The organism is Rhodococcus sp. NPDC003382, from assembly GCF_053589135.1.
In genome coordinates, this window is record NZ_JBSFRH010000026.1 from 63,805 (window position 1) to 86,525 (window position 22,721).

The following is a 22,721-nucleotide window of genomic DNA, read 5'->3' on the forward strand; positions in this document are numbered from 1 at the left end:
AGGCGGTTGGCGCTTCGTCTCGGACGAGCGAAGAAACAAAAGGAGGCTGCGCGCAAGGTGAGCGCAGACGACAGAATCTCGCGTCCGCGGGTTCCCCGACAGGGTTGTGCTCAGTCTGGTTCGGATACGTGTCGATGCGCGGAAAAGTCCATCTCCCATCCTGATTCAGGGTGATCGGAACTCTCGGTGAACCTCGGCGCTCGACCTAGCCTCGATCACGGGTGCCGTTGCGGCCCCGCGACTGCGACCCCGAGGAAGGTGCTGGACCGATCATGTCCACATTGATTCTGAATTCGGTGATTCGTGCGATCGGATTCACGCAGGGCGGCTGGCGGCACCCGTCGGCGAAGCCCGAGGGGGCTCTCGACCTCGACTACTACCGTGAGTACGCGGCACTGTCCGAGCGGGGACTGTTCGACGGATTGTTCGTTGCGAACACCCCGGCGGTCCCGGACAACGACTGGGCCTATCTCTTCTCACCCCTCGAACCGGTCTCGCTGTTGTCCGCGCTCGCACCGTCGACATCGCACATCGGTCTCATCGCCACCGTGTCGTCGACGTTCACACACCCGTACAACATCGCCCGGCAGATCGCCACGCTCGACCATCTCAGTGGCGGGCGAGCGGGAGTCAACATCGTCACCACCGGATCGGAATCGGCGGGACGGAACTTCGGATTCGATGCGCTGCCACCCCACGCGGATCGGTACGAACGGGCCGACGAGTACATCGACGTCCTGCTCCGGCTGTGGGACAGCTGGGGCGACGACGCGATCGTCCTCGACAAGGCCGCAGGCGTACAGGTGAACACGGCGTCGGTGGTGCCCATCGACCATCGCGGCACGCATTTCGCCGTGAAAGGCCCGCTGGACACGCCGCGTTCACCACACGGTCGCCCGCTGTTGTTCCAGTCCGGTGCCTCGGACCGGGGCAGACAGCTGGCCGCCAAGTATGCCGACGCCGTCTACTCGGTCGCGCAGGACATCCGGCAGGCACGGGACTTCCGCAGTTCACTCCACGCTCTTCAGCGCGGTGGAACCTCGTCGAGGCCGCCGGTGAGGGTCCTGCCCGGTCTCATCCCGATCGTCGGCAGTACGCAGCGGGAGGCCGAGCGACTGCACGAGGAGATCAGTTCGCTCAATCCACCGGAGCGCGGAATCGCGGCCCTCGAACAGCGCCTGGGCATCGACCTCGGCGGAATCGAACTCGACTCGCCGTTCCCGGTCGATCGGCTTCCGGATCTGTCCGAGGTCGAGGGGAGCATCAGTTCGCACGAGTCGATCCGGCGGTTCGTGACCGGGCCCCAGGTCACCCTCCGTCATGTTCTGCGAGTGACCGACGCGGGCAACAGCCACCTGCGATTCGTGGGATCCCCGGAGTTCGTGGCCGATCGGATCGAGGAGTGGTTCACCACCGGCGCGGCGGACGGTTTCAACATCAACCCGGCGATCACGCCGTCGGGTCTCGTGGACTTCGTCGAACACGTGGTGCCGTTGCTGCAGGAGAAGGGCATCTACAAGCGCGCCTACGAGGGTGCGGCGCTGCGCGCCGCGTTCGCCTGAGCGCTCCACGTCGCTTTCGGTGGAGAGTTTCGGCCAGGGCGAAGTAATTCATTGAGGCCCGGGACCAAGGGCCCTACCGTCTGTCGGGAATGCGGACGGCCGTCGAGTCTCGCACGGATCGGCCAGCGCCGATTTCGAAAGTCAGCAACACAGTGAGGAATTCATGTCACGCGTAAAGAAGCTGGTCGCCGGCCTGATTGCGGCGGGCGTACTGGCAGGATGCTCGCAAGGTGGACAGTCGGCCTCGACGGGACCGTCCGGTGAACCGCAGCAGGGCGGAACGGTCGTCTACTCCGACGTCATGTACGTGACGGACGCCCTCAGCGGCTTCTACTCGACCGGCAACCTGTTCCTGCAGATCGTGGACCGTCTGGTCTACACCGATCCGAGGAACGGTGAGATCACACCATGGCTGGCCGAGAGTTTCTCCCGGAACGAGGACGCCACCGTGTACACATTTACGATCCGGGACGGTGTGACCTTCAGCGACGGAACTCCGCTGACGGCCGACATAGTCAAGGCGAACCTCGATCAGGTCGGAAAGGGCGACCCCGACAAGAAGATTCCCGCGTTCACGGACTTCGTCGGCTACGACCGCTCCGAGGTTTCCGGTAACACGGTGACCGTGTACCTGTCCGCACCCAACACGAACTTCTACCGGGTCGTGGCCGGTCACCGCGCCGGAATCCGTGCGGCGTCGACGCTCGCGCTCGACTACGAGGGCCAGGCCAAGATCGAGAACGTCGTCGGTTCGGGCGCTTTCGTCTACGAATCCCACGTGCCCGACCAGAAGGTCGTGCTGACCCGGCGCGACGACTACGCGTGGCCGCCCGCAGTGTCCCCGAACCAGGGGCCGGCGTACCTCGACAAGATCGAGATCCGTGCGATCGGCGAGCCGGGACTGCGTGCCGGGGCGGTGCAGTCCGGACAGGTCGACGTCGCGCGCGGAATCCAGCCGACCGACGAAGCGGGGCTCGCCGCCGCGGGTAAGCAGGTCATTCCCGTTTCGGCCCCATTGCTGACCTCCAACATCGCCGCTGTCCGCATCGGCAACGAGGACGTGAGCGATGTGCGCGTGCGCCGGGCCCTCCAACTGGGCATCGACCGCGACGCCCTCGTGGCCACCGTTCTGTCCGACAGCTACCGGGCAGCGGATTCGGTTCTGAACCACGACGATCCCGCGTTCGTCGACCTCGGCGACAAGATCGAGTACAACCCCGACGAGGCTGCACGGCTGCTCGACGAGGCCGGCTGGAAGGTCGGGCCCGACGGCATCCGCGAGAAGGACGGCAGGCCGCTCGAGCTGAGTGTGTCCGCGTCGGTGCAGAGCGTGGTGATCAAGCCGGCATTCGAGTTCATCGAGTCGCAGTGGCGCGACCTCGGTATCAAGCTCGTCAACAACGCAGGCGACACCACCGCCTACAACATCGCCGTCGCCGACCCGAGCAAGCCGCTCCTGGGGACCAGGACGTACTACAACGTGGGCCTTGCATTGCTGTTCGGGCGCGACAAGAACACGCTGACGTTCGCCGCGGACGACGAGCTCATCGCGCTGTCCGGTCAGGAACTGTCCGCGACCGATCCGCAGAAGCGCAACGACGTTCTGGCGCAGGTGCAGCAGCAGGTCGTCGACAAGCACCTGGCGCTGGTGCTGTGGGACGAGGTGCAGGTGCACTCCGCCTCGCCGGACGTGCACATCGAGTTCACGAACCTGACCGAGCCGCTCTTCCAGAGTGCCTGGAAGTCCTCGCAGGCGGAGGGATAGATGACGAAGCCGAGGCGCGCGCGATGACGCGATACGTGCTCTCCAGGATCGGGCAGTCGCTGCTGGTGCTGCTGCTCGCGTACACCGTCGTGTTCTGGGGTGTGAGTATCCTCCCGTCCGATCCCGCCACGATCTTCGTGGCGAAGGGGGAAGGATACTTCAACCCGGAAGTCGTCGAGCAGGTCAAGCAGTTCTACGGTTACGACAAGCCTTTGCTCGCACAGTATTTCGGGCAGCTCGTGCAGCTGGCGAGCGGCAACTTCGGCTTCTCGCTGTCGAGTGGGCAAGCGGTCACCGATCGCATCGCCGACGTCGTCGGCGAGACGTTGAAGCTTGCCGGGACCGCAACCGTGTTCGCGATCGTCATCTCGGTCGGCATCGTCCTGCTGGCGACGACCAGCCGTTTCGAGCGACTGCGCAAGGCGGTGCGCAACATCCCGCCGCTGTTCAGCTCGGTACCGACCTTCTGGCTCGGCCTGGTGATCCTGCAGATCTTCTCGGTGCAACTCGGGTTGTTCTCGCTCTTCCCGGACGGTTCGGTGGCGTCGTTCGTCATACCGGCGCTGGTGCTCGCGGTCCCGATCTCGGCGCCGATCGCGCAGGTCCTGCTGAAGAATGCCGAAGCGACCATGCGGCTTCCCCACGTCGCCACGGCGCGTGCGAAGGGAGGAACACCCGGCTGGGTCATCCGCAAGCACGTGCTCAAGAACGCGGCCGGACCGGCTCTCACCGTCACCGCAACCACCGTCGGTGCCCTCCTGGGCGGATCGGTGGTCACCGAGACCGTCTTCTCGCGGGCCGGCCTCGGCTCGGTTCTGATGGACGCTGTTGCAACACAGGATATCTCCCTCATTCAGGGACTCGTCCTGCTCACAACGGTCGCCATCGTCGCGATCAACCTCGCCGTCGACCTGATCTATCCGATCCTCGATCCACGAGTAACCAGGACCCAGAGCAAGGGTTTCAGCACTCGCCTAGGCAGGTTCCAATGAGTGAATCGACATCGGAGCGGATCGTCGTCGATCCCGAAGTCTCCGAAGACCGTGCAGGGGTGCTCGGCGTCGTGCGCGGTCTTCCGTTGCCGGTGCTGCTCTCCGCGTCGTTACTCGTCGTCGTGGTGCTCTGGACGCTGGTGCCCGGGTTGTTCACCTCGTTCGACCCGCTCACCGGCAACCATGTGGACAAGTTCCAGCCGCCGAGCTGGGAACACTGGTTCGGTACCGACCACCTCGGACGCGACGTCCTCACCCGCGTCGTGCACGGCACATCGCAGACCGTCCTGACGGCCGGTATCGCCGTCGCAGTCGGCCTGGTGATCGGCAGCGTCATCGGGATCCTCGCCGGGGTGTCCGGACCGGTCGTCGACGCCGTCGGTATGCGCATCAGCGACGTGCTGCTGGCTCTGCCGGGCTTCCTGGTGTCGATCTGGATCGTCACCGCGTACGGGGCGGGACGGCTGTCCGTCGGAATCGGTGTGGGTATCGGCTCGATCGCGATCTTCGCGCGGGTGTTCCGGGCGGAGGTGCTCCGGGTGCGCGCACTCGACTACGTCGAAGCGGCGTTCCTGTCCGGGGCGAGCCGATGGGCGGTGATCCGCAAGCACATTCTGCCGAACGCCGTGGGAGCGGTGGTCGCGCTCGCGGTCATCGACCTGAGTGCCGCCATCCTGGCGATCGCGGCGCTCGGCTATCTCGGATACAGCGCCCCGCCGCCGACTCCGGAGTGGGGCCTGCTCGTGGCCGAAGGACGCAACTACATCGCCACCGCGTGGTGGCTGACAACGCTGCCGGGCATCGTGATCCTGCTGGTGATCATCGCGCTCGGTGTGGTCAGCAGGCGGTTGCTCGCGGCCAACAGAATCTGACCACGGATCCAACCACGGGAGCCAGAATCCACATGTCCGAACCGCTACTCGACATCGAAGATCTCGTCGTCACCTACGGTGCCGGCGACACCGCCAAGGTCGCACTCGACCACGTGAGCCTGAGACTGGAGAAGGGGCAGTTCACCGCCGTTGTCGGCGAATCGGGCTCGGGTAAGACGACCTTGGCGAACGTGGTGGTCGGTCTGCTTCCCGAGTCGGCGCACACGCATGCGACCACCGCGGTCCTCGACGGACACGGCATCCTGGGGCTGTCCGAACGGCAGTGGAGCGGGTTGCGCGGCAGCACGGTCGGTTTGGTACCGCAGGATCCGGGGGCGTCCCTGAATCCGGTGCGTACGATCGGAGCGCAGCTCGCCGAGGTGTTCGAACTCCGGAATCTGAAGCTGAGCCGCAGCGAGGTACGTCGCCGCAGCATCGAGTTGCTGGAGCAGGTCGAGATCGACAACCCGGAACGACGGCTCCGTCAATATCCCGGTGAACTGTCCGGTGGTATGCGGCAACGGGTCCTCATCGCGATCGCGTTCGGCCTCAATCCGAAGCTGCTCGTGGCCGACGAACCGACATCCGCGTTGGATGTCACGGTTCAGAGCCAGGTCCTGCGGGTGCTGGACCGGCTGGTCGCCGAGCACGGCACCACCGTCCTGTTCGTCACCCACGACATCGGCGTGGCGACCGACCACGCGTCGCGCATCGTGGTGATGAGGGACGGTCGGGTCGTCGAGCAGGGCGACGTCGAATCGGTGGTCACCGAGCCCCGGTCGGAGTACACGCGCACATTGATCGGCCGGATCCGGGAGGTCACACCGCCGGCGCCGCTGCCCACCCGCACCGATTCGGACGAGGTCGTCCGGGTATCCGCGATCACCAAGGAATTCCGGGTCAAGGGCCGGATCGTGCACCGGGCCGTCGACGGCGTCGACCTGTCGGTGCGGCGCGGCGAGACCGTCGCCCTGGTCGGCGAGTCCGGGTCGGGCAAGTCGACCACCGCGAAGATGATCATCGGACTGACAACACCGACCGGCGGCACGGTCGAAGTGCTCGGGCGGAACGTCGCCCGGCTCGGGCACCGCGAGCGACGCCACCACTGGCGCGAGGTCCAGTTCGTCTACCAGAACCCCGACTCCGCGCTGGACCCCCGATGGTCGATCCGGCAGATCCTCGACGAGCCGTTGCGCTCCTTCGGGATCGGCGACGCCGCGCTGCGAAAACAGCGGATCGAACAGGCCCTCGGCAGCGTGAACCTACCGGCGGGATCCCTCGACAAGTACGCCGCCGAACTGTCGGGAGGCCAGCGCCAGCGCGTCGCCATCGCGCGGGCACTGGTGGTCCGGCCGGAGATCGTCATTCTGGACGAGCCGCTCTCCGCCCTCGACGTGGTCACACAGGACCAGATCATTGCCCTCCTGATCGATCTGCAGCGCAATCTGGACCTGACGTACCTGTTCATCTCCCACGATCTTGCGGTGGTCCGTCAGATCTCGCACAGAGTCGCCGTTCTCCGGTCGGGTCGGCTCGTCGAATTCGGCGACACGCAACGAGTGTTCGACGAACCGTCTTCGGAGTACACGCGCAATCTCATCGACTCCGTTCCGGGACAGCGGTTCCGGAGCTCGCTGCTCGTCGGAGCCTGATCACGGATCGCGCCGTCACCGATACTCGTATCGCGTGCCGCGGAACGGATCTCGTTCCGCGGCAAGCGATATGCTTTCGCGTCCGCCGCTCGGCCGGGACGCTCAGCTCTCGACGAGCAACCGGGTCGTTTCGAGACCGGGTGTGGTGGTTCCGAGACGTCGACGCAGACCGATGTCGTGCCCATTCTCGTTCTCGGGATCCCGGAAGATGCCGAGATCCCGTAGGCGCGGAAGGAGGTCGCGCCGGATCCGTTCGAAACTCGAGCCACCGAGAAGAATGAATCCGTCCGCTGCACCCTCGTCGATCCACTGCGCGATCGTCGCCGCCGCGTGCTCCGCGGTGCCGACGATCTGGAAGTGACCGAACGACGTCGCGTACCGCACGAGGAAGTCGCGCAGGGTGGCGTATTCGCCGGTCTCGATCCACCGGCGGTAGATGAGCGCTCGACTGACGCGCCGGCCCCGCTGCTCGAGTTCTGCCAGGGTGGGGAACCGGTCGAGCGGAATCGGATCGTCGAAGCCGAGGTCCGTGAGGTCCAGTTCCGGAATCTCGTAGCGGATCGCTTCACGTGCACGCTCGAGGTCCCGATCGGTCAGTTCGGCGCGGTAGGCCGCTTTCGCATCCGTTTCGGTATCGCCCAGATAGATCCGGATTCCCGGCAGCACCTTCAAGTCGTCCGGGTGCCGCCCGTTGGCGACGACCGCGTCCTTGAGCTTCCTGTAGTAGCTCTGTCCCGACGCGAGATCGGGGCTCGCGACGAAGACGACTTCGGCGGATTCGGCAGCGAACTCGATCCCGATGTCGGATGCCCCGGCCTGCGCGATCACCGGGAACGACTGGGGTGCGGGTGGAAGGTCGAGGGCCTGCCGAACCCGGAAGTTCTCTCCCTCCCAGTCGATGTCCCGGACCCGGTCGGTGTCGACGTAGATCTCCGAGTCCGGGTCTGCGATGATCGCGTCGGGATCCCACGACTTCCACAGCGCCTTGGTGACGCCGAGGAATTCCCGGGCCCTGCGGTACCGGTCCTGCGGGGCGGGAAGGGTGGTGTATCCGTAGTTGACCTCACCGTTGAACGACGTCACGACGTTCCAGCCCGCCCGGCCGCCCGACAGCCGATCGAGCGAGGTGAGTTCCCGGGCCACCGTGTAGGGCTCACTGAACTGCGTGGACAGCGTGATCACGAGACCGATCCGGTCGGTGTGTGCGGCCAGATACGTGGCCAGGGTGAGCGGCTCGAACGAGCGGGGGCCGTCGTACGCGATCTGTGTTCTGTTCAGTCCCGCGAAATCCGCGATGAACACCGCGTCGAAACCCAGGTGTTCCAGCTCGCGTGCGAACTCGGCCCTCGCTCGGTGATTGCCCTCCGATTCGGCCGGCGTCGACGAGAACTTCCATCGGGGAAAGCGATCGGCGAACCGAAATTCGGATGAGACGAAGAAGACGGACGGGTTTCTCTGGGGCACGATGTTCCTTACAGGTAGGTAAATCGCTATACGGCATGCATTTCCGCATTCGCGAGGCGGTATGTCGCAGGCAATGCTCGGACGAGCGTCGATCGAAGAGAAGCGTTTTCCTCCGCCTGAAGGTATTTCACGCAGGTCGTCTCGATGCCGGCGCGACTGCGGCAGAGGCCGGTTCAGAACCATCTCGAGCCTAACGATGGCAGGCGCCGGAATTCGGTGAGAGTTTCGACCGGTGGCCCTGGAGTCCCGGCCACGGCCATCTCTCGGGCCTGGGTACCGGAAATGCATGCGGAGGAGACGATTTCGGTGGGAACACGACCGCTGGTCGGGATCGACATCGACACTGCGGTGTTGTCGGAGTTGTTCGATCCGGCCGGCCCTTTGTCACCCCTCGAGGCGGGGGCACTTCTCGACGCGTCGGCGGTCGACTTCGCCATCCTGGGAGGCGACGTGCTCGATCCGCGGGTCGCGCCGGAGCAGCGGTTCGACGCGAGCGTCGCCGCCGCATTGCTGGCGGCGAACTCCCGCAGGATCGGTCTCGTCGTCGCAGCCGATCCTCGGGTTCATCACCCGTACAACCTCGCGCGGCGGCTCGCGTCGCTCGATCACCTGAGCGGGGGCAGGATCGGCTGGCTGGTGGGCGCCGGAGCATCGAGCGGCCCCGCCGAGGGCGTTGAGAGCCTGCTCGACGACGCGGTGACCGTCGCGCGCAAGCTGTGGGAGAGCTGGCCCGCCGACAGCATCGTCGCCGACCGCGAACGGGCCGTGTTCGTCGAGTCGGAACGCATCACCTTCATCGACCACGAGGGAGTGTTCTCGGTTTCGGGACCGCTCAACGTGCCGGAGCCGCCCCAGCGGAAGCTACCGGTGTTCCGGTTCTCGGACACTGCGCCGGACTCGATCGCGGGCGCACCCGATGTCGTGATCGTGCGCGGCACCGACGAGGGCGCCCACCAGCAGATCCTCACGCTGCGTGAGGTCACGTGGAACGGCTCGTGGGACGTCGAGGCACCCGAGCGCGGCGGCGTGGTCGTCAGGATTCGTGACGTGCACGATCTCGAATCCGTTGCGACCGTCGCCGGACCGAGACCGCCCGGGGCCGGAGACACGACGCTCCGTGAGCGCCTCGGTCTGCCTGCGGCCTCTCGCATCCTCAGCGGGCACCGTCGCAGTCTGTTTCCCGTTTCGTAACCCCGAAAATTCGAAGGACATCATGACAACGCAATCCGTCGACCTACGGCCCGGTCCGGCAGACCGACTGTCACCAGGATACGGTCGTTCACGCAGCGAGATCCTTTCGGTGATTGCCGCCGACGCACGGCGCCGCCGGGACGAGGGTGGTGGCGAACCGCCGCTCGCAGCTCTCGAACTGCTCCGCGAAGAGCGAATCGGCGCGGTGCGGGTTCCGGTGGAACTGGGTGGTGCCGGCTACTCGTTGCGCGATCTGTTCGACCTGATCATCGATCTCGCTGAGGCGGATCCGGACGTGCCGCACATTCTGCGGGTGCACTTCGCCTTCGTCGAGGAACTGTTCCGGGTACCGACCACCGAGAAGAAGCAGCGGTGGCTCGGTGAGGTTCTCGCCGGCTCCTTGTTCGGCGGCGCGAATTCCGAGCTGTCGTCCCGCGCGGTGGGCAAGTACGAGTTCGATACGACGCTCACCCCCGACGGTGACGGATACCGATTGAACGGCACCAAGTTCTACAGCACGGGCACCGTGTTCTCCGACTACGTGAGGGTCACCGCAGGAGTGCCGGACGGCACCGTGCTCAGCGCGGTCGTTCCTACTCGTCGCGAGGGCGTCGAGCACCTCGACGACTGGGACGGAATCGGCCAGCGCCATACCGGCAGCGGGACAACGGTCTTCACCGACGTGCGGGTGGCAGAGGACGAAACCTTCCCGTTCCGCCTCGCCGGCGACACGCTGCGCGCACGGCAGTCGTTCCCGCAACTCGTTCTCCACGCCGTCGCAGCGGGCATTCTCCGATCCGTCGCCACCGATGCCGCCGAGCTCGTTCGCAGCCGGCGGCGTAGCTTCGCGTTCGCAACGGTCTCGGAGCCCCGTCACGATCCGCAGCTGCTGGAGATCATCGGCTCGCTGACCGCGACGGCGTTCGCGGCGGAATCGATCGTGCGCGCCGCTGCAGAAGCGCAGGACGAGGCGACCGCCGCTGCGCGGACGACCGGGATCGACCCGGCCCTCGAGGCGCGGGCCTCGATCCTGGCAGCGAAGGCGAAGGTGGCGATCGAGGAACCGGCACTGCGCGCCGCGTCCCGTCTCTTCGATGTGGGCGGTGCCTCCGCCACGCGGCAGTCGGCACACCTCGATCGGCATTGGCGAAACCTGCGCACCCTGTTCGCCCACAATCCGACGGCATACAAGGCGAGGGTCCTCGGTGACCTGTTCGTCAACGACACTCCTCTGCCCGACACCGGGTTCTTCTGAGCCGGAAAGGACATCCGAGATGACTCACTCGAACCGTCGGCTGGTCCTCAACGTCAACGTCCTCGACGTCGGTATTTCCCCGGGTGCCTGGACACTCGGCGTCGCACCGAACGCTTTTCTCGACGCATCCCACTTCGTGCGCATCGCGCAGGCAGCCGAACGGGGAACCCTGGACGGGTTCTTCCTGGCCGACAGCCCGGGATTCTGGGAGAACCCGAAGGTCAAACCCACCCGGGCCCTCGAACCGACCGCGGTCCTGGCAACGGTCGCCGCACACACGACGAACCTCGGATTGATCGGCACGGCATCGACGACCTTCAACGAGCCCTACGAGCTCGCGGAAAGATTCCTCTCGCTGGACGTCGCGAGTGGTGGGCGGGTCGCCTGGAACGTCGTGACGACCTATTCGCCGGTGGTGGGAGCGAACTTCGGGTTGCAGGCGCTCCCGGACCGCGAGGAGCGGTACGCCCGCGCCGCCGAATTCGTCGATGTCGTGACCGAGTTGTGGGAATCGGCTCTGACCGGTGTTCCCGTGAATCACCGCGGTCCCCGATTCGAGGTGTCCGGGCGTCTCGCGGTCGCGCCGTCGGCGCAGGGTTACCCGGCGCTGATCCAGGCGGGCGGATCGCCGGCAGGACGTGAACTCGCCGGACGTACGGCGCACGGGGTCTTCACCGCGGAACTCACCCTGGCCGCCGGGATCGAGCACTACCGCTACGTCAAGGACGCGGCCGCCCGGGCGGGCCGGGACCCGGACCAGGTCAAGATCCTCCCGGGTCTGATCACCGTGATCGGGTCCACCGAGCGAGAAGCGATCGAACGTCACGAATCCCTGCGCGCGCACGTGCCCGCCGATTTCGGAGCCGAGCGGCTGAGCGGCACCTTGGGCGTCGACGTCACGACCCTGGACTGGGACGAGCCGATTCCGGCGCACGTTCTCGCGGTTCCCGAGGACCTCGACGCTTACCAGGGGTCGCTCGGGTTCCGGGAATCGGTGGTCGGACTCGCGCAGGAGGGCAATCTCTCGATCCGGCAGCTGCTGCGGTCCCTGAACGGCAGCGGAGGTCATCGCGCGATCATCGGCACCCCCGAACAGGTCGCGGACACCATCGAGGAATGGTTCCTCGCAGGAGCCGCAGACGGATTCAATCTGATGCCGGACGCGTTGCCGACCGGGCTGGACGAGTTCGTCGACCACGTCGTGCCGATCCTGCGCCGACGAGGGTTGTTCCGGCACGAGTACTCCGAGAAGACGCTCAGGGGTCGGTTCGGGGCGACGTTGCCGGCATTGCACGCCGTCGGGTAGCCCCGCGGAAGCATCAGGGGGACGACAGGTCCGTGTAGGAGCAGACCGCAGGTCCGCGTGGAAAGGGACCAGAGGTCCGTGCCGTTCGGGAACACCGACGGCACGGACCTGTCGTCGTTTCGGACTCGTTTCGAAAGTCTCACGCGGGGAATCCGTCACGGAGATCCGAACTCTACGGGTATGGGACGAAGGGCTCTAGCATTGACGATATTCGGACGGTCCGCCCCGCATGTCGGGTCCTGCGGCCGCCGATTCGTATGTACATCGTCGACCCCGAGATCGGTTGCGAATCAGCAGTAGTCGATCCTCGGAGAGCCGGTGGCCATTCGGAACATCCTTCGGACAGAAAAGGTGATCATGCGCGAGACGCAGGCCGGCGTGTTCGGCAAATTGTGGCGCGGAGCAGCAACATTCGTCGTCACCGGGGTGGTGGCGGCCACCCTTGCCGCATGCGGCGGAGGTGAATCGGCCGTGGTTCAGGACGTGGACGGAAGCGTCTCGGATCCGAATAATCCGGTGTACTTCAAGTGGTCCGAGAACCCGAACAGCCCGTCGCTCGTCAAGATCGCCGACGAGCTGGGATTCTGGGACGAGGCGGGTATCCGGCCGGAGTATCTCGGTCACGTGGACGCCGGTCAGGTTCCGGCCCTGCTCGGAACCGGCGACGTCACCTTCGCCTACTTCATGTTCAACCGGGCGCTCTCGGCTGTCGCCGCCGGAGTGGATCTGAAAGTGATTGCGTCACTGACCTATACCACCGAGGACGAGCCGCACATGGAGTACTTCGTGCGCAAGGACTCGGACCTGAACCAGACGAACCTGAGGCAGCTCGAAGGCAAGACGGTCGGCTTGACCTCCCTGAAGGGCTGCGCCGAATTCATCCTCAAGGACTACCTTGTCAAGAACGGTGTCGATGTCGACAAGGTCAAGTTCCTGACCCAGTCGGAGAGCCTGCTGCCGCAGTCCCTCGAGCAGGGGCAGATCGACCTCGCGGTGATCCATCCTCCGCTCAACGGTGTCCTCCGGACCAATGATGCGGTGCGGGTCGCCTTCTCGGACTACGACAACTCCGGCAGTGACGGTGGTCTGGCGCCGATCAGCGCGAGTGGAGAGTTCATCCGTCGATACCCAGCCCAGACAAGGGAATTCGTCGAGATCCTCGCCAAGACGGCGAACTGGGTGAATGCGAACCCGGACAAGCAGCAGGAGTTGGTGGCGCGGCTCACGGGACTGTCCGAGGATCAGGTCACCAAGTACTACTACACGAACAATCTGATCCTGGACAAGGAACAGACCGGCTTCTGGTGGGATCTGTCCGAGCGACTCGGGATCCTCACACCGGAGGAGGCCGCTCTCACCCCGGAAGACGTGGCCACCAACGAGTTCAATCCGTACGCACCGTCCGCCGCATTGATCGATTCGCAGTCGAGCAACACCGAAGTGCTGACCGATACCGAGTTCTGACCGGCCCGGTGCCGGTGACGAACGAAGGCAACCAAACGATGAGGAGGCAGCGGTCATGACCCGATCGGTCGTCGATCACCCTGCTGTTGTTCCCGATGCGGCCCGGCCGGTCAAGATTTCGGCCAGGAACCTGCACAAGGAGTTCAAGAATGTCGGCAAGGGCGCCGGCAACGGCGTCACCGAAGTCCTCGACGACTTCGACCTCGAGATACGGGAAGGCGAATTCCTTTCCCTGCTGGGCCCGAGTGGGTGCGGAAAATCGACGTTTCTCAACATCCTCGCCGGACTGGAGACCTTCGAGGGCGGCGAGTTGCTCCTCGACGGCGCTCCCGTCCGCGGCGTGAGCAAGAACATCGGTGTCGTCTTCCAGAATTACGCACTGTTTCCGTGGTTGTCCGTGCGGAAGAACGTCGAAGCAGGTCTGAAGATCCGCGGCGTCCCGGCCGCGCGCAAGCGCGAAATCTCGGAACGGATCCTCACGACCGTCGGGTTGGAGAGCTTTGCCGACCACCTCCCGCATCGGCTCTCCGGTGGCATGCGCCAGCGAGTGGCCATCGCGCGTTCTCTCGCATACGACCCGGACGTTCTGGTTCTGGACGAGCCGTTCGCTGCGCTGGACGCGCAGACCCGCGAGTTCCTGCAAGGAGAACTGTTGCGGATCTGGGAGTCCGGGGCTCGGAAGAAGACCATCCTGTTCGTGACGCACTCGATCGACGAGGCGATCTTCCTGTCCGATCGGATCGCGGTGATGTCCAAGCGTCCCGGCAAGGTGAACGCACTGATCGAGGTCGACCTGCCGCGACCTCGCAACGACGACTCCCGCGCCGCGCCGGAGTTCGGCCGGATCCGTGCCCAGGTCGCGCAGATCCTCAAGGAGGAGGCCCACATTGGTGACCGTTGAGACGCGTCCACGAACCGACGAACGCACCGAGGCGCAGCCGGAGAAGCCGTCCCGTTCGTGGAGCGAGTGGGCCGCCGATTACGACAAGTACGTGTACGGGACGGTCGGAGTCGCACTGTTCCTGTTCGTGTGGTGGTTCGCCAACACGACCGGACTGCTGGATCCGAAGTTCCTCACGCCGCCCCAGAACATCGTCACCGCATTGGTCGACGGGTTCTCCGCGGACGGCAAGCTCGGCCGGCAGGTGCTGCCGAGTCTGCGCCGCGGACTCGCCGGGTTCCTCATCGCGACGGTCCTCGGCATCTTCCTCGGGATTCTCGTGGGTTCGGTCCGGACACTCGACAAGTTGTTCGAGCCGATCCTGAACTTCTTCCGGAATCTCTCGATCCTCGCGCTGTTTCCGGTGTTCTTGCTCTTCTTCGGGATCGGTGAGGAATCCAAGATCGCGATCGTCGCTTGGGCGGCGTTCTGGCCGATCTTCATCAACACCACGAATGCGGTCAAGGGCGTCGAGAAGATTCTCGTCAGCGCCGCGCGGACCCTCGGCGCGGGACGGGTCTACATCTTCACCCGGATCGTGCTTCCCGCTGCGTTCCCCAACATTTTCCCGGGTCTGAGACTGGGCGCATCGCACGCCTTCACCGCGCTGGTGGCCGCCGAATATCTCGGTGCCACCGAAGGTCTGGGCATCTACATCAGATCCGCGCAGGAGGGCTACCAGATCCCTGCGATGTATTCGGGGATCGTGGTGCTGGGCATCATCGGCGTCACCTTGAACCTCGTGCTGGCCGGAATCGAGAAGCGCGTGACCGGATGGCAACTCGGAATCACGAGCCGCTGACCGTGGCCGCTCGTCGGCCGATGACGAATCGACAGACCAGAAGTACGCAAGAACCAGAAGTACGCAGCAGAAGGATGACAGTTCGATGACCGACCTCTCCGACAACCCCGACGACGCAGCGCAGCGATCGCTCCACCTGCTCGGCTACGGTAACGGCGACGCGAACTGGATCGCGCCGCTGGACGATACGGATCACGACGTCGTCGTCGTGGGCGGCGGTCAGAGCGGAGTGGCGATCGCCTACGCGCTGCGCCGCGCCGGCGTGGCCAGGACCTCCGTCGTCGACGCCGGCCGGGACGAGTCCGACCTCGCGTGGCAGTCGCGTGCACGGAATCTCACATTGCGCACTCCCAAGACGGTGTCGGGCCCCGAACTGGGCAACCCGGCCCTGACGTTCCAGGTCTGGTTCGACGCGACCCACGGGGAAGGCGCGTTCGACGGAATCGACCGCATCGCCACGTCGGACTGGGCGGACTACCTCGAATGGTTCCGCCGGCAGGTCGGCATCGAGGTACGGCGCGGCGTCCGGCTGACGGACATCGAGCCTGTCGACGACGGACGGCTGCGTCTGCACCTGGAGAACGACGAGCGCACCTGGACCGAGGACACCCGAAAACTGGTTCTGGCCACCGGGGTCTCGGGAACCGGGGGCCCGTACATTCCCGCCGCAGTGGCGGCCCTGTCGGACCGCGTGTTCGCACATACCGCGGACGAAATCGATTTCGACGCACTGCGCGACAGGTCCGTTGCGGTCCTGGGCGCCGCGGCGTCCGCATACGATGCAGCGGCGACCGCACTCGAGGCCGGAGCGGGCGATGTGCACGTGTACACGCGCCGACCGGAGCTGGTTGTCGCCCCGCTCGGCGGAACACGACCGAACCCGCTGGCGCAGGACGTATTCCACCTGCTCGGCGACGAGGAACGGTGGCGTCAGCGGTGGCGGACCGCCGCGCAGGGGGCCAATGTTCCTCCGGAGTCCGTCGAGCGGGCAGCGGTGTTCGAGAACTACTACCTCCACCTCGACGCAGAGTGGTTGTCGGCGTCCGAGGAGGACGGCCGCGTGATCGTCCACGCCGCGGACGGAACTCGCACCTTCGACTTCGTCATCGCCGGCACCGGCTATCAGCAGGATCCGGCCACCCGGCCGGAGCTGTCGACGATCGCGCCCTATGTCGCGCGATGGGCGGATGCCTATCCGGCACCCGAAGGACTGGAATCGGAGTTGCTCGCGTCGGCGCCGTACCTCGGCAGCGGATACGAGCTGACCGAACGCGAACCGGGTGCGGCGCCGTGGCTGCGCGACATCCACGTCTTCAGCATCGGTGCGGCTGTCAGCTTCGGCCGGCCGGTCGGCGACATCCCGAGCCTGCGCGTCGGCGTGCCGCGGCTGGTGGAGGCGATCACGCGCGATCTGGTGCTCGCCGATCTGCGACGAGCACGCTCGGCTGCCGTCGGGGGACCGGTCGACGATGTTCGGTAGACGCACGAGGCAGTTTGTCGGTCGCCTCACCGTTGTCGCGCTGCTCGGGGGTCTCGGCCTGTCCGGTGCCGCGGGCACGGCTGCGGCGCACGTCCGGGTCGACGACGGCGACCGGCCCACGCAGGGCGGATACGGCCTGGTGCGGCTCATCGTCCCGAGCGAGTCGGACACGGCCTCGACGGTGCGGCTGACGATCACCGTTCCCGACGGCGTCGACCTCGTGTCGGCGCGGACACTGCCGATTCCGGGGTGGACCGCGACGATCCTGCGGGAGCCGACCGCGGACGGCGAACGGGTGACGCGCATCGATTGGGAGACGAGCGATCCGGCGTACGGGCTGAAGGGTTCGGAGTTCGGTGTCTTCACCCTCTCCGCGGGACCGTGGCCGGACGACGTCGAATCGGTGGCGCTGCACAGCGAACAGGGATACAGCGACGGATCCGTGGTCCGGTGGGACGAGGTCGCTCTCGACGCGGACAGCGAACCCGAACACCCGGCGCCCGTCGTCACGCTGGCCGCCGCAGGAGCGGGGCACGGGCACGACGGACACGGAGACCGTGTCGATGCTTCGACGGACCCGGCGAGCACCGCGTCGGCGGCAACCGAGCCACAGCTGTGGTTATGGCGTTCGATCGCCGGTGCCGCGCTGGTGATCGCGGCGGGATCGTCGATCGGAGTGCTTGTGCTGGTGCGCCGGAGTCATGTCCCGAAGCCGTGACCGATCGATGCATCGCGCTGCATGCCTCGGCTTCCTCGTATGGCTCGTGGTGTCGGCATCGACCGTATGGGCAGCGCCGGCCTCCGCGCACGCGAGTGTCGTGTCCAGCTCACCGGGCGACGGATCCCGTGTGGAGGTTTCGCCGGCCTTGCTGTCCTTCGAGCTGAACGAGGTGGTCGGCGTCGTCGAGGGCTCGCCGCAGCTGATCGACCACGACGGTGTGCGGCACCCCTTCTCGGCGGTGCGACTGGAGAACAGCGGGCGTCGGCTCGTGCTGGTACCCGCGGACGGGCTCACCGACGGTGCCTACCTTGCGACGGCGCGTGTGCTGTCCGCCGACACGCATGTGGTGTCGCTGTCGATCCGGTTCACGGTGGGGTCGGTCACCGGGCTGGGGAACGTGCCCGACGATCCCGGGGCGGATGCGGGCGCGGCACAGTTTCTCGGTATTCCGAGCAAGTGGGCGACGTATCTCGGGGTCGCGCTGTCGGCGGGCCTGTTCGTCGTCGCCTGCTGGGTGTGGCCGAACGTGCTCGGTGGCCGCCGGTTCCGATTCGTCTATCGGGTCGGTGCGACGCTTCTGGTTGCCGGCCTGGTGGGCAGGGTCGTTCTGCTGGCCGCGCAACAGTCGGGCGGACTGTCCGGCATCTCCGGATCGGCCGTCGCCGCAGTCGCGAGCAGCCGGCTGGGTATCGCGATCGCGGCCGCGGTGATGCTGAGTCTCGCGTGCGGGATTCGTCCGCCCGGCCGGGGCCGTGGGTCGGATGCGACCGGATACCTGCAGGCCGCGTCCGCGATCGTCGCGGTCACGCTCGGCGGTCACGGCGGTTCGACCGAGCGCTGGCCGGTGTCGTTCCTCGGAACAGGTGTGCACGTATACGCCGGGGCGATCTGGCTCGGAGGTGTCCTCCTGCTCGTGCTGGTGCAGGAGCAGGTGCCTCCGCTGCGGCGGTGGCACGGGTTCGCGGCCGGGCACGTGGCCCTGGTGGCGATCACCGGGATCCTGTTGGCGTTCATCCAGGTCGACCCGGTCGGAGCGCTGATCTCCACCGTCTACGGATCCACCCTGACCGTCAAGGTGTCGGTCGCTGTGCTCACGCTGATCGCCGGCTCTCTCGCGTACCGCAGGTTCAGCGTCGGTTCGGCCGGGGGAACCGAACCGCTGCCGGTCCGGCGGCGCCCGCGGATCCTCGTCGCCGAGGCAGCGCTCGCGATCGTGATTCTCGCCGCGACGTCCGTGCTGACATCTGTCGTGCCGGCCAAGGACAGTTACACCACGAACGTGCGCACTGCGCTGGACTTCGGCGCATCCGAGGTCCTCGACGTCGAGATCGACTCGGTCCGTCGTGGCGCACGGTCACTGACGGTTCGTTACCGACCCGAGGGCGCGACCGGCGGAGCGCCGATGCCGGATGTCGGCGTCGAACTCTCCTCGGCCGAGGCGAACATCGCACGCCTGCCGGTCGAGCTCCGCACGACGATGTCCGCTGACGGTGAACTCGTCTGGGACAGTGACGGTCTCATCGTTCCGGTCGCGGGGCAGTGGAAGGTCACCGTTCGGTTCGAGGGTGGTCGCGGGCCCAAGTTGGCGTCGTTCTACTACGAGGCGTTGTAGGAGGCGCACATGGGAAAATCGGATACCGGTCGCATTCGCGGAACGATTCTCGCGAGCATCACCGCGTTGCTGGTGCTGTCCGGGTGTTCGGACGAAGTGACCGTGACCTACGGCGACGGTACCGCGAGCGGGGACGCACTGACGATCCTGGTGGGCGACGAGGGTTACCGCGACGTCCTGGAGCACGTGTCCGCGCACGGGTTGGCGGACGGCGTCGAGATCGAACTCGTCGACGCCACCGACGACGCGAATCGGCAACTCGCCGAAGGACATGCGGACCTCGTGTATTTCCAGACGCAACCCGCGTTCCTGCAGGACCGGGCGACGAACTCGTTGGACACGTTGAGTGTCGTCTCCGAGGTCAATGTCGCGCCCTACGCGCTGTACTCGGCGAAATGGTCGGGTATCGAAGAGACCGACGACTGGGTGAACGCCGGACTCGTCGAGGACAGGGTCACCGGAACGAATCTGCCGCACGGGGCAACGGTCGCATTGGCCGATACCGTCACCGGATTCGCCCGCGGTCTCTACCTCCTGCAGGAGTCGAATCTGATCACACTGGATCGGGAGTTCGGCGGTCTCGCCGCGCGGGATCTCGCTGTCTCGGAGGCGAACATCCTCGAATCGCAACGTCATCTGTCGATCAGGCGGCTGGACCTGGCGAACTTCGCCGCGGATGCCTACCGCAACTACGACGCCGTTGTACTCGATCCCCGAACCGCGGCCTCGATCGGTCTGATTCCGGAACGGGACGCGCTGAAAGTGGAACCGGGACCGAACAATCCATACGCCCGCGTACTCGTCGCGCCGTCCCGGCTCGCCGGCGACCCGAGAGTATCGGCACTCGGCCGTGCGCTGGAAGGTGAGGAGGTGGCCGACTACCTCGAACAGAAGTACCGAGGAGCGTACGTCTCCGTACACGTTCCCCGGGACAAGTAGCCGAATCGATTTGTATACAAGAACATCCACCCGAACAACCTCAAGGAGAAACCGAAATGACGAGCACCCTCGATCCTGTGGAAACCCGCCCGGCACCGACCTTCGAACACCCCGTGACGGCCGGATCGCGCGAACTCGACGAACTTCTCGCCTACATCGACGCCGAGGTCGTCGACCGCGACGACGCCCACCGGCACCCGTTCGAGGAATTCGAGGTGATCCGGCAGTCACGGCTCGGCGCACTCCGGCTCCCGGCAGACCAGGGCGGCGGCGGGGCCACGCTCGTCGAACTCTTCCGGACGGTCATCGCTCTCGGCGAGGTGGATCCGAACGTGGCGCACAGCCTCCGCAACCACCTGAACTTCGTCGAGAGCACGCTGCGCCGGGCAGACGGGCCGGACGGGCGCTGGCTCGAAGAGGTCCGGGCCGGAAAGCTGTTCGGCCTGGCGTCGACGGAGCTGAGCCGCAAGCACGCCGGCCGGCGCAACCAGGATTTCGAAACCGCGGTGACCGAGACACCGGACGGGCTTCGGTTGAACGGCACCAAGTTCTACAGCACGGGTAACCTCTACGCGAACTATCTCGTCGTCGCAGCGCACGGACCCGAGGATGAACCGATCCGTGTGGTGGTTCCCGCCGACCGCGAGGGCGTCGTCCTGGAACGGGACTGGGACGGCATCGGACAGCAGTTCACCGGCAGCGGCACCACCCGGTTCGAGAACGTCGCCGTGGACCGGGAAGACTTCCTCGGCACCAGGACGTACTACGGAGATCTGCCGTACTCGGCCACGTTCCCGCAGCTGTACCTCACCGCTGTGATCGCCGGGATCCTGCGGCGGGTCACCCGCGACGCCGCCGACCTCGTCCGGACCAAGCAGCGCACGTTCTATCACGCCGCTGCGGACAGCCCCGTCGAGGATCCGATCCTGCAGCAGACCGTCGGTGTGCTCGCCAGCCAGGCGTTCGCCGCCGAGGCGCTGGTCGTCGCGGCCGCCGAAGCCCTGTCCGAGGCATACGCCGCACACGGCACCGACGAGGAACAGGAACTTTCGCTGCGAGCCGCGGTCCGTGCAGCGAAGGCCAAGGTCGTGGTGGACGAGATCGCCCTGCGGGCTGCCGGTGACCTGTTCGATGTCGGCGGTGGCACCGCAGCCCGGCGAAGCTCGCACCTCGACCGGCACTGGCGCAACATCCGTACCCTGGCAGCACACAACCCGCGCACCTACAAGGCAAAGGCCATCGGGGCCCACGAACTGACGGGTGAGCCGTTGCCGACGGGCGCGTTCTTCTGACCGGTCGCCGGGACGCACGGCAGCCGTGCGTCCCGGCCGGAACGCCCGTGTCGAATTCCGCACTCGTGCGGTAGCCTGTCGACGCCCGAATATGCACGAGTGCAGGAGTAGTGCCGTGACGCCCATCGGTGACCCGCAGCCCCGCGTGCTGCGTCCCGTGTGGCACAGCTGGCGTCTGTACGTGGATCTGTGCCGGGTCTCTGCGCTTCGCTGTCGTCGCTGACCCGCACCGGTCCACGTTCCCTCACTTCGAAGGTCTCGTCATGTCCTTGTCGTTCCACTGGTTCCTGCCCACTTCCGGCGACAGCCGCTCGATCGTCGGTGGCGGTCACGGCGCCGACCTGCGCGTTTCGGCCGCCGACCGGCCGGCCACCCTCGACTATCTCGGCCAGGTCGCGAGGTCGGCCGAGCAACTCGGATTCGAGGCTGCGCTGACCCCGACCGGCCTGCAGTGCGTCGATGCGTGGATCACCACGTCGATGCTGGTCCCGCTGACGCAGCGACTGAAGTTCCTCGTCGCTTTCCGTCCCGACGCACTCTCGCCCACACTGGCCGCGCAGATGGCCACTGCCTACCAGGATCATTCGAACGGACGTCTGCTGATCAACATCGTCACCGGTGGCGAGAGCAGCGAACAGCGCGCGTACGGGGATTTCCTGAGCAAGGACGAGCGCTACCGGCGCACCGACGAATTCCTCACCGTCCTGCGCGGACTGTGGCGCGGCGACCTGGTGTCGCTCGACGGTGAGCACATCCACGTCGAAGGTGCGCGCCTGGACCGGACGCCCGATCCGGCGCCCACGGTGTACTTCGGCGGGTCGTCGCCCGCGGCGCTCCCGGTGGCGGGCCGGCACGCGGACGTGTACCTCACGTGGGGCGAGCCGCCGGCCGCGGTCGCGCGGAAGATCGAGAGGGTGAAGTCCGAGGCTGCCGTGTTCGGCCGGTCCCTGCGATTCGGAGTCCGGCTGCACGTGATCAGCCGTGACACGTCCGAAGAGGCGTGGGCGCAGGCACAGCGGCTCCTGGACGACATGGATCCGGACGAGATCGCGCTCGCCCAAGCCGGTTTGGCGGCGAGCGAGTCCGAGGGCCAGCGCTTGATGCGGGAACTGCACGGCAGCGCGACCCGCCACGACGGGAACGCCCGCTCCCTCGAGATCCACCCGGGTCTGTGGAGTGCGGTCGGACTCGTGCGCGGCGGCGCGGGAACCTCGCTCGTCGGTAGTCACGAGGAGGTCGCCGCGCTGATCGAGGAGTATCACGCCGCCGGCATCGACGAATTCGTGCTCTCGGGTGTCCCGCACCTCGAGGAGGCGTACTGGTTCGGTGAGGGTGTCCTGCCGTTGCTGGCGCGCCGTGGACTGTGGAAGCATCCTGCTGCGGCGCAGGGACTTTCACTGGTGCACTGACGG

At 66.3% G+C, this 22,721-nt stretch carries 18 protein-coding genes; 17 read left to right on the forward strand and 1 reads right to left on the reverse strand.

From position 1 onward, the window contains the following. Nucleotides 1–272: 272 nt before the first annotated feature. The 5 genes from ACWDUD_RS18330 to ACWDUD_RS18350 all read left to right on the forward strand — a co-directional run bounded on the left by ACWDUD_RS18330 (nt 273) and on the right by ACWDUD_RS18350 (nt 6,843). The gene (locus tag ACWDUD_RS18330; RefSeq protein ID WP_248675680.1) at nt 273–1,562 is read left to right on the forward strand and encodes an LLM class flavin-dependent oxidoreductase; all 1,290 of its coding nucleotides are present in this window, start codon (nt 273–275) and stop codon (nt 1,560–1,562) included. Nucleotides 1,563–1,725: 163 nt separating this feature from the next. Beyond that, complete coding sequence (locus tag ACWDUD_RS18335; protein ID WP_197250763.1) at nt 1,726–3,327, forward strand: ABC transporter substrate-binding protein; 1,602 nt, start codon at nt 1,726–1,728, stop codon at nt 3,325–3,327. A gap of 23 nt (nt 3,328–3,350) precedes the next feature. Next, nucleotides 3,351–4,319, forward strand: coding sequence for an ABC transporter permease (locus tag ACWDUD_RS18340; RefSeq protein WP_197250764.1), 969 nt, complete (start codon nt 3,351–3,353; stop codon nt 4,317–4,319). Beyond that, nucleotides 4,316–5,191 carry an ABC transporter permease gene (locus ACWDUD_RS18345; RefSeq protein WP_197250765.1) on the forward strand — a complete coding sequence of 292 codons (876 nt, stop codon included), beginning with the start codon at nt 4,316–4,318 and terminating at the stop codon, nt 5,189–5,191. The genes ACWDUD_RS18340 and ACWDUD_RS18345 overlap by 4 nt, the downstream gene beginning before the upstream one ends. 32 nt (nt 5,192–5,223) lie before the next feature. After that, the gene (locus ACWDUD_RS18350; protein WP_229581886.1) at nt 5,224–6,843 is read left to right on the forward strand and encodes a dipeptide ABC transporter ATP-binding protein; all 1,620 of its coding nucleotides are present in this window, start codon (nt 5,224–5,226) and stop codon (nt 6,841–6,843) included. A gap of 102 nt (nt 6,844–6,945) precedes the next feature. On the opposite strand, the gene ACWDUD_RS18355 is transcribed toward ACWDUD_RS18350, so the two are convergent. Further along, entirely contained in the window at nt 6,946–8,307 is a 1,362-nt protein-coding gene (locus ACWDUD_RS18355; RefSeq protein ID WP_450110203.1) for an NtaA/DmoA family FMN-dependent monooxygenase, read from the reverse strand. Nucleotides 8,308–8,613: 306 nt separating this feature from the next. Here ACWDUD_RS18355 and ACWDUD_RS18360 point away from each other — a divergent pair, with 306 nt between their 5' ends. The 12 genes from ACWDUD_RS18360 to ACWDUD_RS18415 all read left to right on the forward strand — a co-directional run bounded on the left by ACWDUD_RS18360 (nt 8,614) and on the right by ACWDUD_RS18415 (nt 22,718). After that, nucleotides 8,614–9,498, forward strand: coding sequence for an LLM class flavin-dependent oxidoreductase (locus ACWDUD_RS18360; RefSeq protein ID WP_248675678.1), 885 nt, complete (start codon nt 8,614–8,616; stop codon nt 9,496–9,498). Nucleotides 9,499–9,520: 22 nt separating this feature from the next. Continuing rightward, nucleotides 9,521–10,753 (forward strand): acyl-CoA dehydrogenase family protein, encoded by a 1,233-nt coding sequence (locus ACWDUD_RS18365; RefSeq protein ID WP_450110204.1) that lies wholly within the window; start codon nt 9,521–9,523, stop codon nt 10,751–10,753. Nucleotides 10,754–10,772: 19 nt separating this feature from the next. Continuing rightward, nucleotides 10,773–12,059, forward strand: coding sequence for an LLM class flavin-dependent oxidoreductase (locus ACWDUD_RS18370; protein ID WP_248675676.1), 1,287 nt, complete (start codon nt 10,773–10,775; stop codon nt 12,057–12,059). A gap of 357 nt (nt 12,060–12,416) precedes the next feature. Continuing rightward, the gene (locus tag ACWDUD_RS18375; RefSeq protein WP_450110205.1) at nt 12,417–13,523 is read left to right on the forward strand and encodes an ABC transporter substrate-binding protein; all 1,107 of its coding nucleotides are present in this window, start codon (nt 12,417–12,419) and stop codon (nt 13,521–13,523) included. Nucleotides 13,524–13,578: 55 nt separating this feature from the next. Then, complete coding sequence (locus tag ACWDUD_RS18380; protein WP_197250771.1) at nt 13,579–14,424, forward strand: ABC transporter ATP-binding protein; 846 nt, start codon at nt 13,579–13,581, stop codon at nt 14,422–14,424. Beyond that, nucleotides 14,414–15,265: an ABC transporter permease gene (locus ACWDUD_RS18385; protein WP_197250772.1), complete on the forward strand. Its 852-nt coding sequence runs from the start codon at nt 14,414–14,416 to the stop codon at nt 15,263–15,265. The genes ACWDUD_RS18380 and ACWDUD_RS18385 overlap by 11 nt, the downstream gene beginning before the upstream one ends. An 85-nt stretch (nt 15,266–15,350) precedes the next feature. Then, nucleotides 15,351–16,745, forward strand: coding sequence for a SidA/IucD/PvdA family monooxygenase (locus ACWDUD_RS18390; RefSeq protein ID WP_197250773.1), 1,395 nt, complete (start codon nt 15,351–15,353; stop codon nt 16,743–16,745). Further along, complete coding sequence (locus ACWDUD_RS18395) at nt 16,735–17,463, forward strand: YcnI family copper-binding membrane protein (protein ID WP_450110206.1); 729 nt, start codon at nt 16,735–16,737, stop codon at nt 17,461–17,463. Before ACWDUD_RS18390 ends, ACWDUD_RS18395 begins: the two co-directional genes overlap by 11 nt. Before the next feature lie 7 nt (nt 17,464–17,470). After that, nucleotides 17,471–19,078: a copper resistance CopC/CopD family protein gene (locus ACWDUD_RS18400; protein WP_450110207.1), complete on the forward strand. Its 1,608-nt coding sequence runs from the start codon at nt 17,471–17,473 to the stop codon at nt 19,076–19,078. Between the two features lie 9 nt (nt 19,079–19,087). Then, nucleotides 19,088–20,017: a MetQ/NlpA family ABC transporter substrate-binding protein gene (locus tag ACWDUD_RS18405; RefSeq protein WP_197250776.1), complete on the forward strand. Its 930-nt coding sequence runs from the start codon at nt 19,088–19,090 to the stop codon at nt 20,015–20,017. Between the two features lie 56 nt (nt 20,018–20,073). Continuing rightward, complete coding sequence (locus ACWDUD_RS18410) at nt 20,074–21,309, forward strand: acyl-CoA dehydrogenase family protein (protein WP_450110208.1); 1,236 nt, start codon at nt 20,074–20,076, stop codon at nt 21,307–21,309. Nucleotides 21,310–21,572: 263 nt separating this feature from the next. Then, entirely contained in the window at nt 21,573–22,718 is a 1,146-nt protein-coding gene (locus ACWDUD_RS18415) for an LLM class flavin-dependent oxidoreductase (RefSeq protein ID WP_450110209.1), read from the forward strand. Nucleotides 22,719–22,721 lie beyond the last annotated feature (3 nt).

Excerpts from the sequence above, each read along its gene's own strand:
- ACWDUD_RS18370 (WP_248675676.1), top strand. The coding sequence starts at position 10,773 with ATGACTCACTCGAACCGTCGGCTGGTCCTCAACGTCAACGTCCTCGAC.
- ACWDUD_RS18340 (WP_197250764.1), top strand. The coding sequence starts at position 3,351 with ATGACGCGATACGTGCTCTCCAGGATCGGGCAGTCGCTGCTGGTGCTG.
- ACWDUD_RS18335 (WP_197250763.1), top strand. The coding sequence starts at position 1,726 with ATGTCACGCGTAAAGAAGCTGGTCGCCGGCCTGATTGCGGCGGGCGTA.
- ACWDUD_RS18380 (WP_197250771.1), top strand. The coding sequence starts at position 13,579 with ATGACCCGATCGGTCGTCGATCACCCTGCTGTTGTTCCCGATGCGGCC.
- ACWDUD_RS18345 (WP_197250765.1), top strand. The coding sequence starts at position 4,316 with ATGAGTGAATCGACATCGGAGCGGATCGTCGTCGATCCCGAAGTCTCC.
- ACWDUD_RS18375 (WP_450110205.1), top strand. The coding sequence starts at position 12,417 with ATGCGCGAGACGCAGGCCGGCGTGTTCGGCAAATTGTGGCGCGGAGCA.
- ACWDUD_RS18400 (WP_450110207.1), top strand. The coding sequence starts at position 17,471 with ATGCATCGCGCTGCATGCCTCGGCTTCCTCGTATGGCTCGTGGTGTCG.
- ACWDUD_RS18395 (WP_450110206.1), top strand. The coding sequence starts at position 16,735 with ATGTTCGGTAGACGCACGAGGCAGTTTGTCGGTCGCCTCACCGTTGTC.
- ACWDUD_RS18390 (WP_197250773.1), top strand. The coding sequence starts at position 15,351 with ATGACCGACCTCTCCGACAACCCCGACGACGCAGCGCAGCGATCGCTC.
- ACWDUD_RS18365 (WP_450110204.1), top strand. The coding sequence starts at position 9,521 with ATGACAACGCAATCCGTCGACCTACGGCCCGGTCCGGCAGACCGACTG.
- ACWDUD_RS18410 (WP_450110208.1), top strand. The coding sequence starts at position 20,074 with ATGACGAGCACCCTCGATCCTGTGGAAACCCGCCCGGCACCGACCTTC.
- ACWDUD_RS18350 (WP_229581886.1), top strand. The coding sequence starts at position 5,224 with ATGTCCGAACCGCTACTCGACATCGAAGATCTCGTCGTCACCTACGGT.
- ACWDUD_RS18405 (WP_197250776.1), top strand. The coding sequence starts at position 19,088 with ATGGGAAAATCGGATACCGGTCGCATTCGCGGAACGATTCTCGCGAGC.
- ACWDUD_RS18330 (WP_248675680.1), top strand. The coding sequence starts at position 273 with ATGTCCACATTGATTCTGAATTCGGTGATTCGTGCGATCGGATTCACG.
- ACWDUD_RS18415 (WP_450110209.1), top strand. The coding sequence starts at position 21,573 with ATGTCCTTGTCGTTCCACTGGTTCCTGCCCACTTCCGGCGACAGCCGC.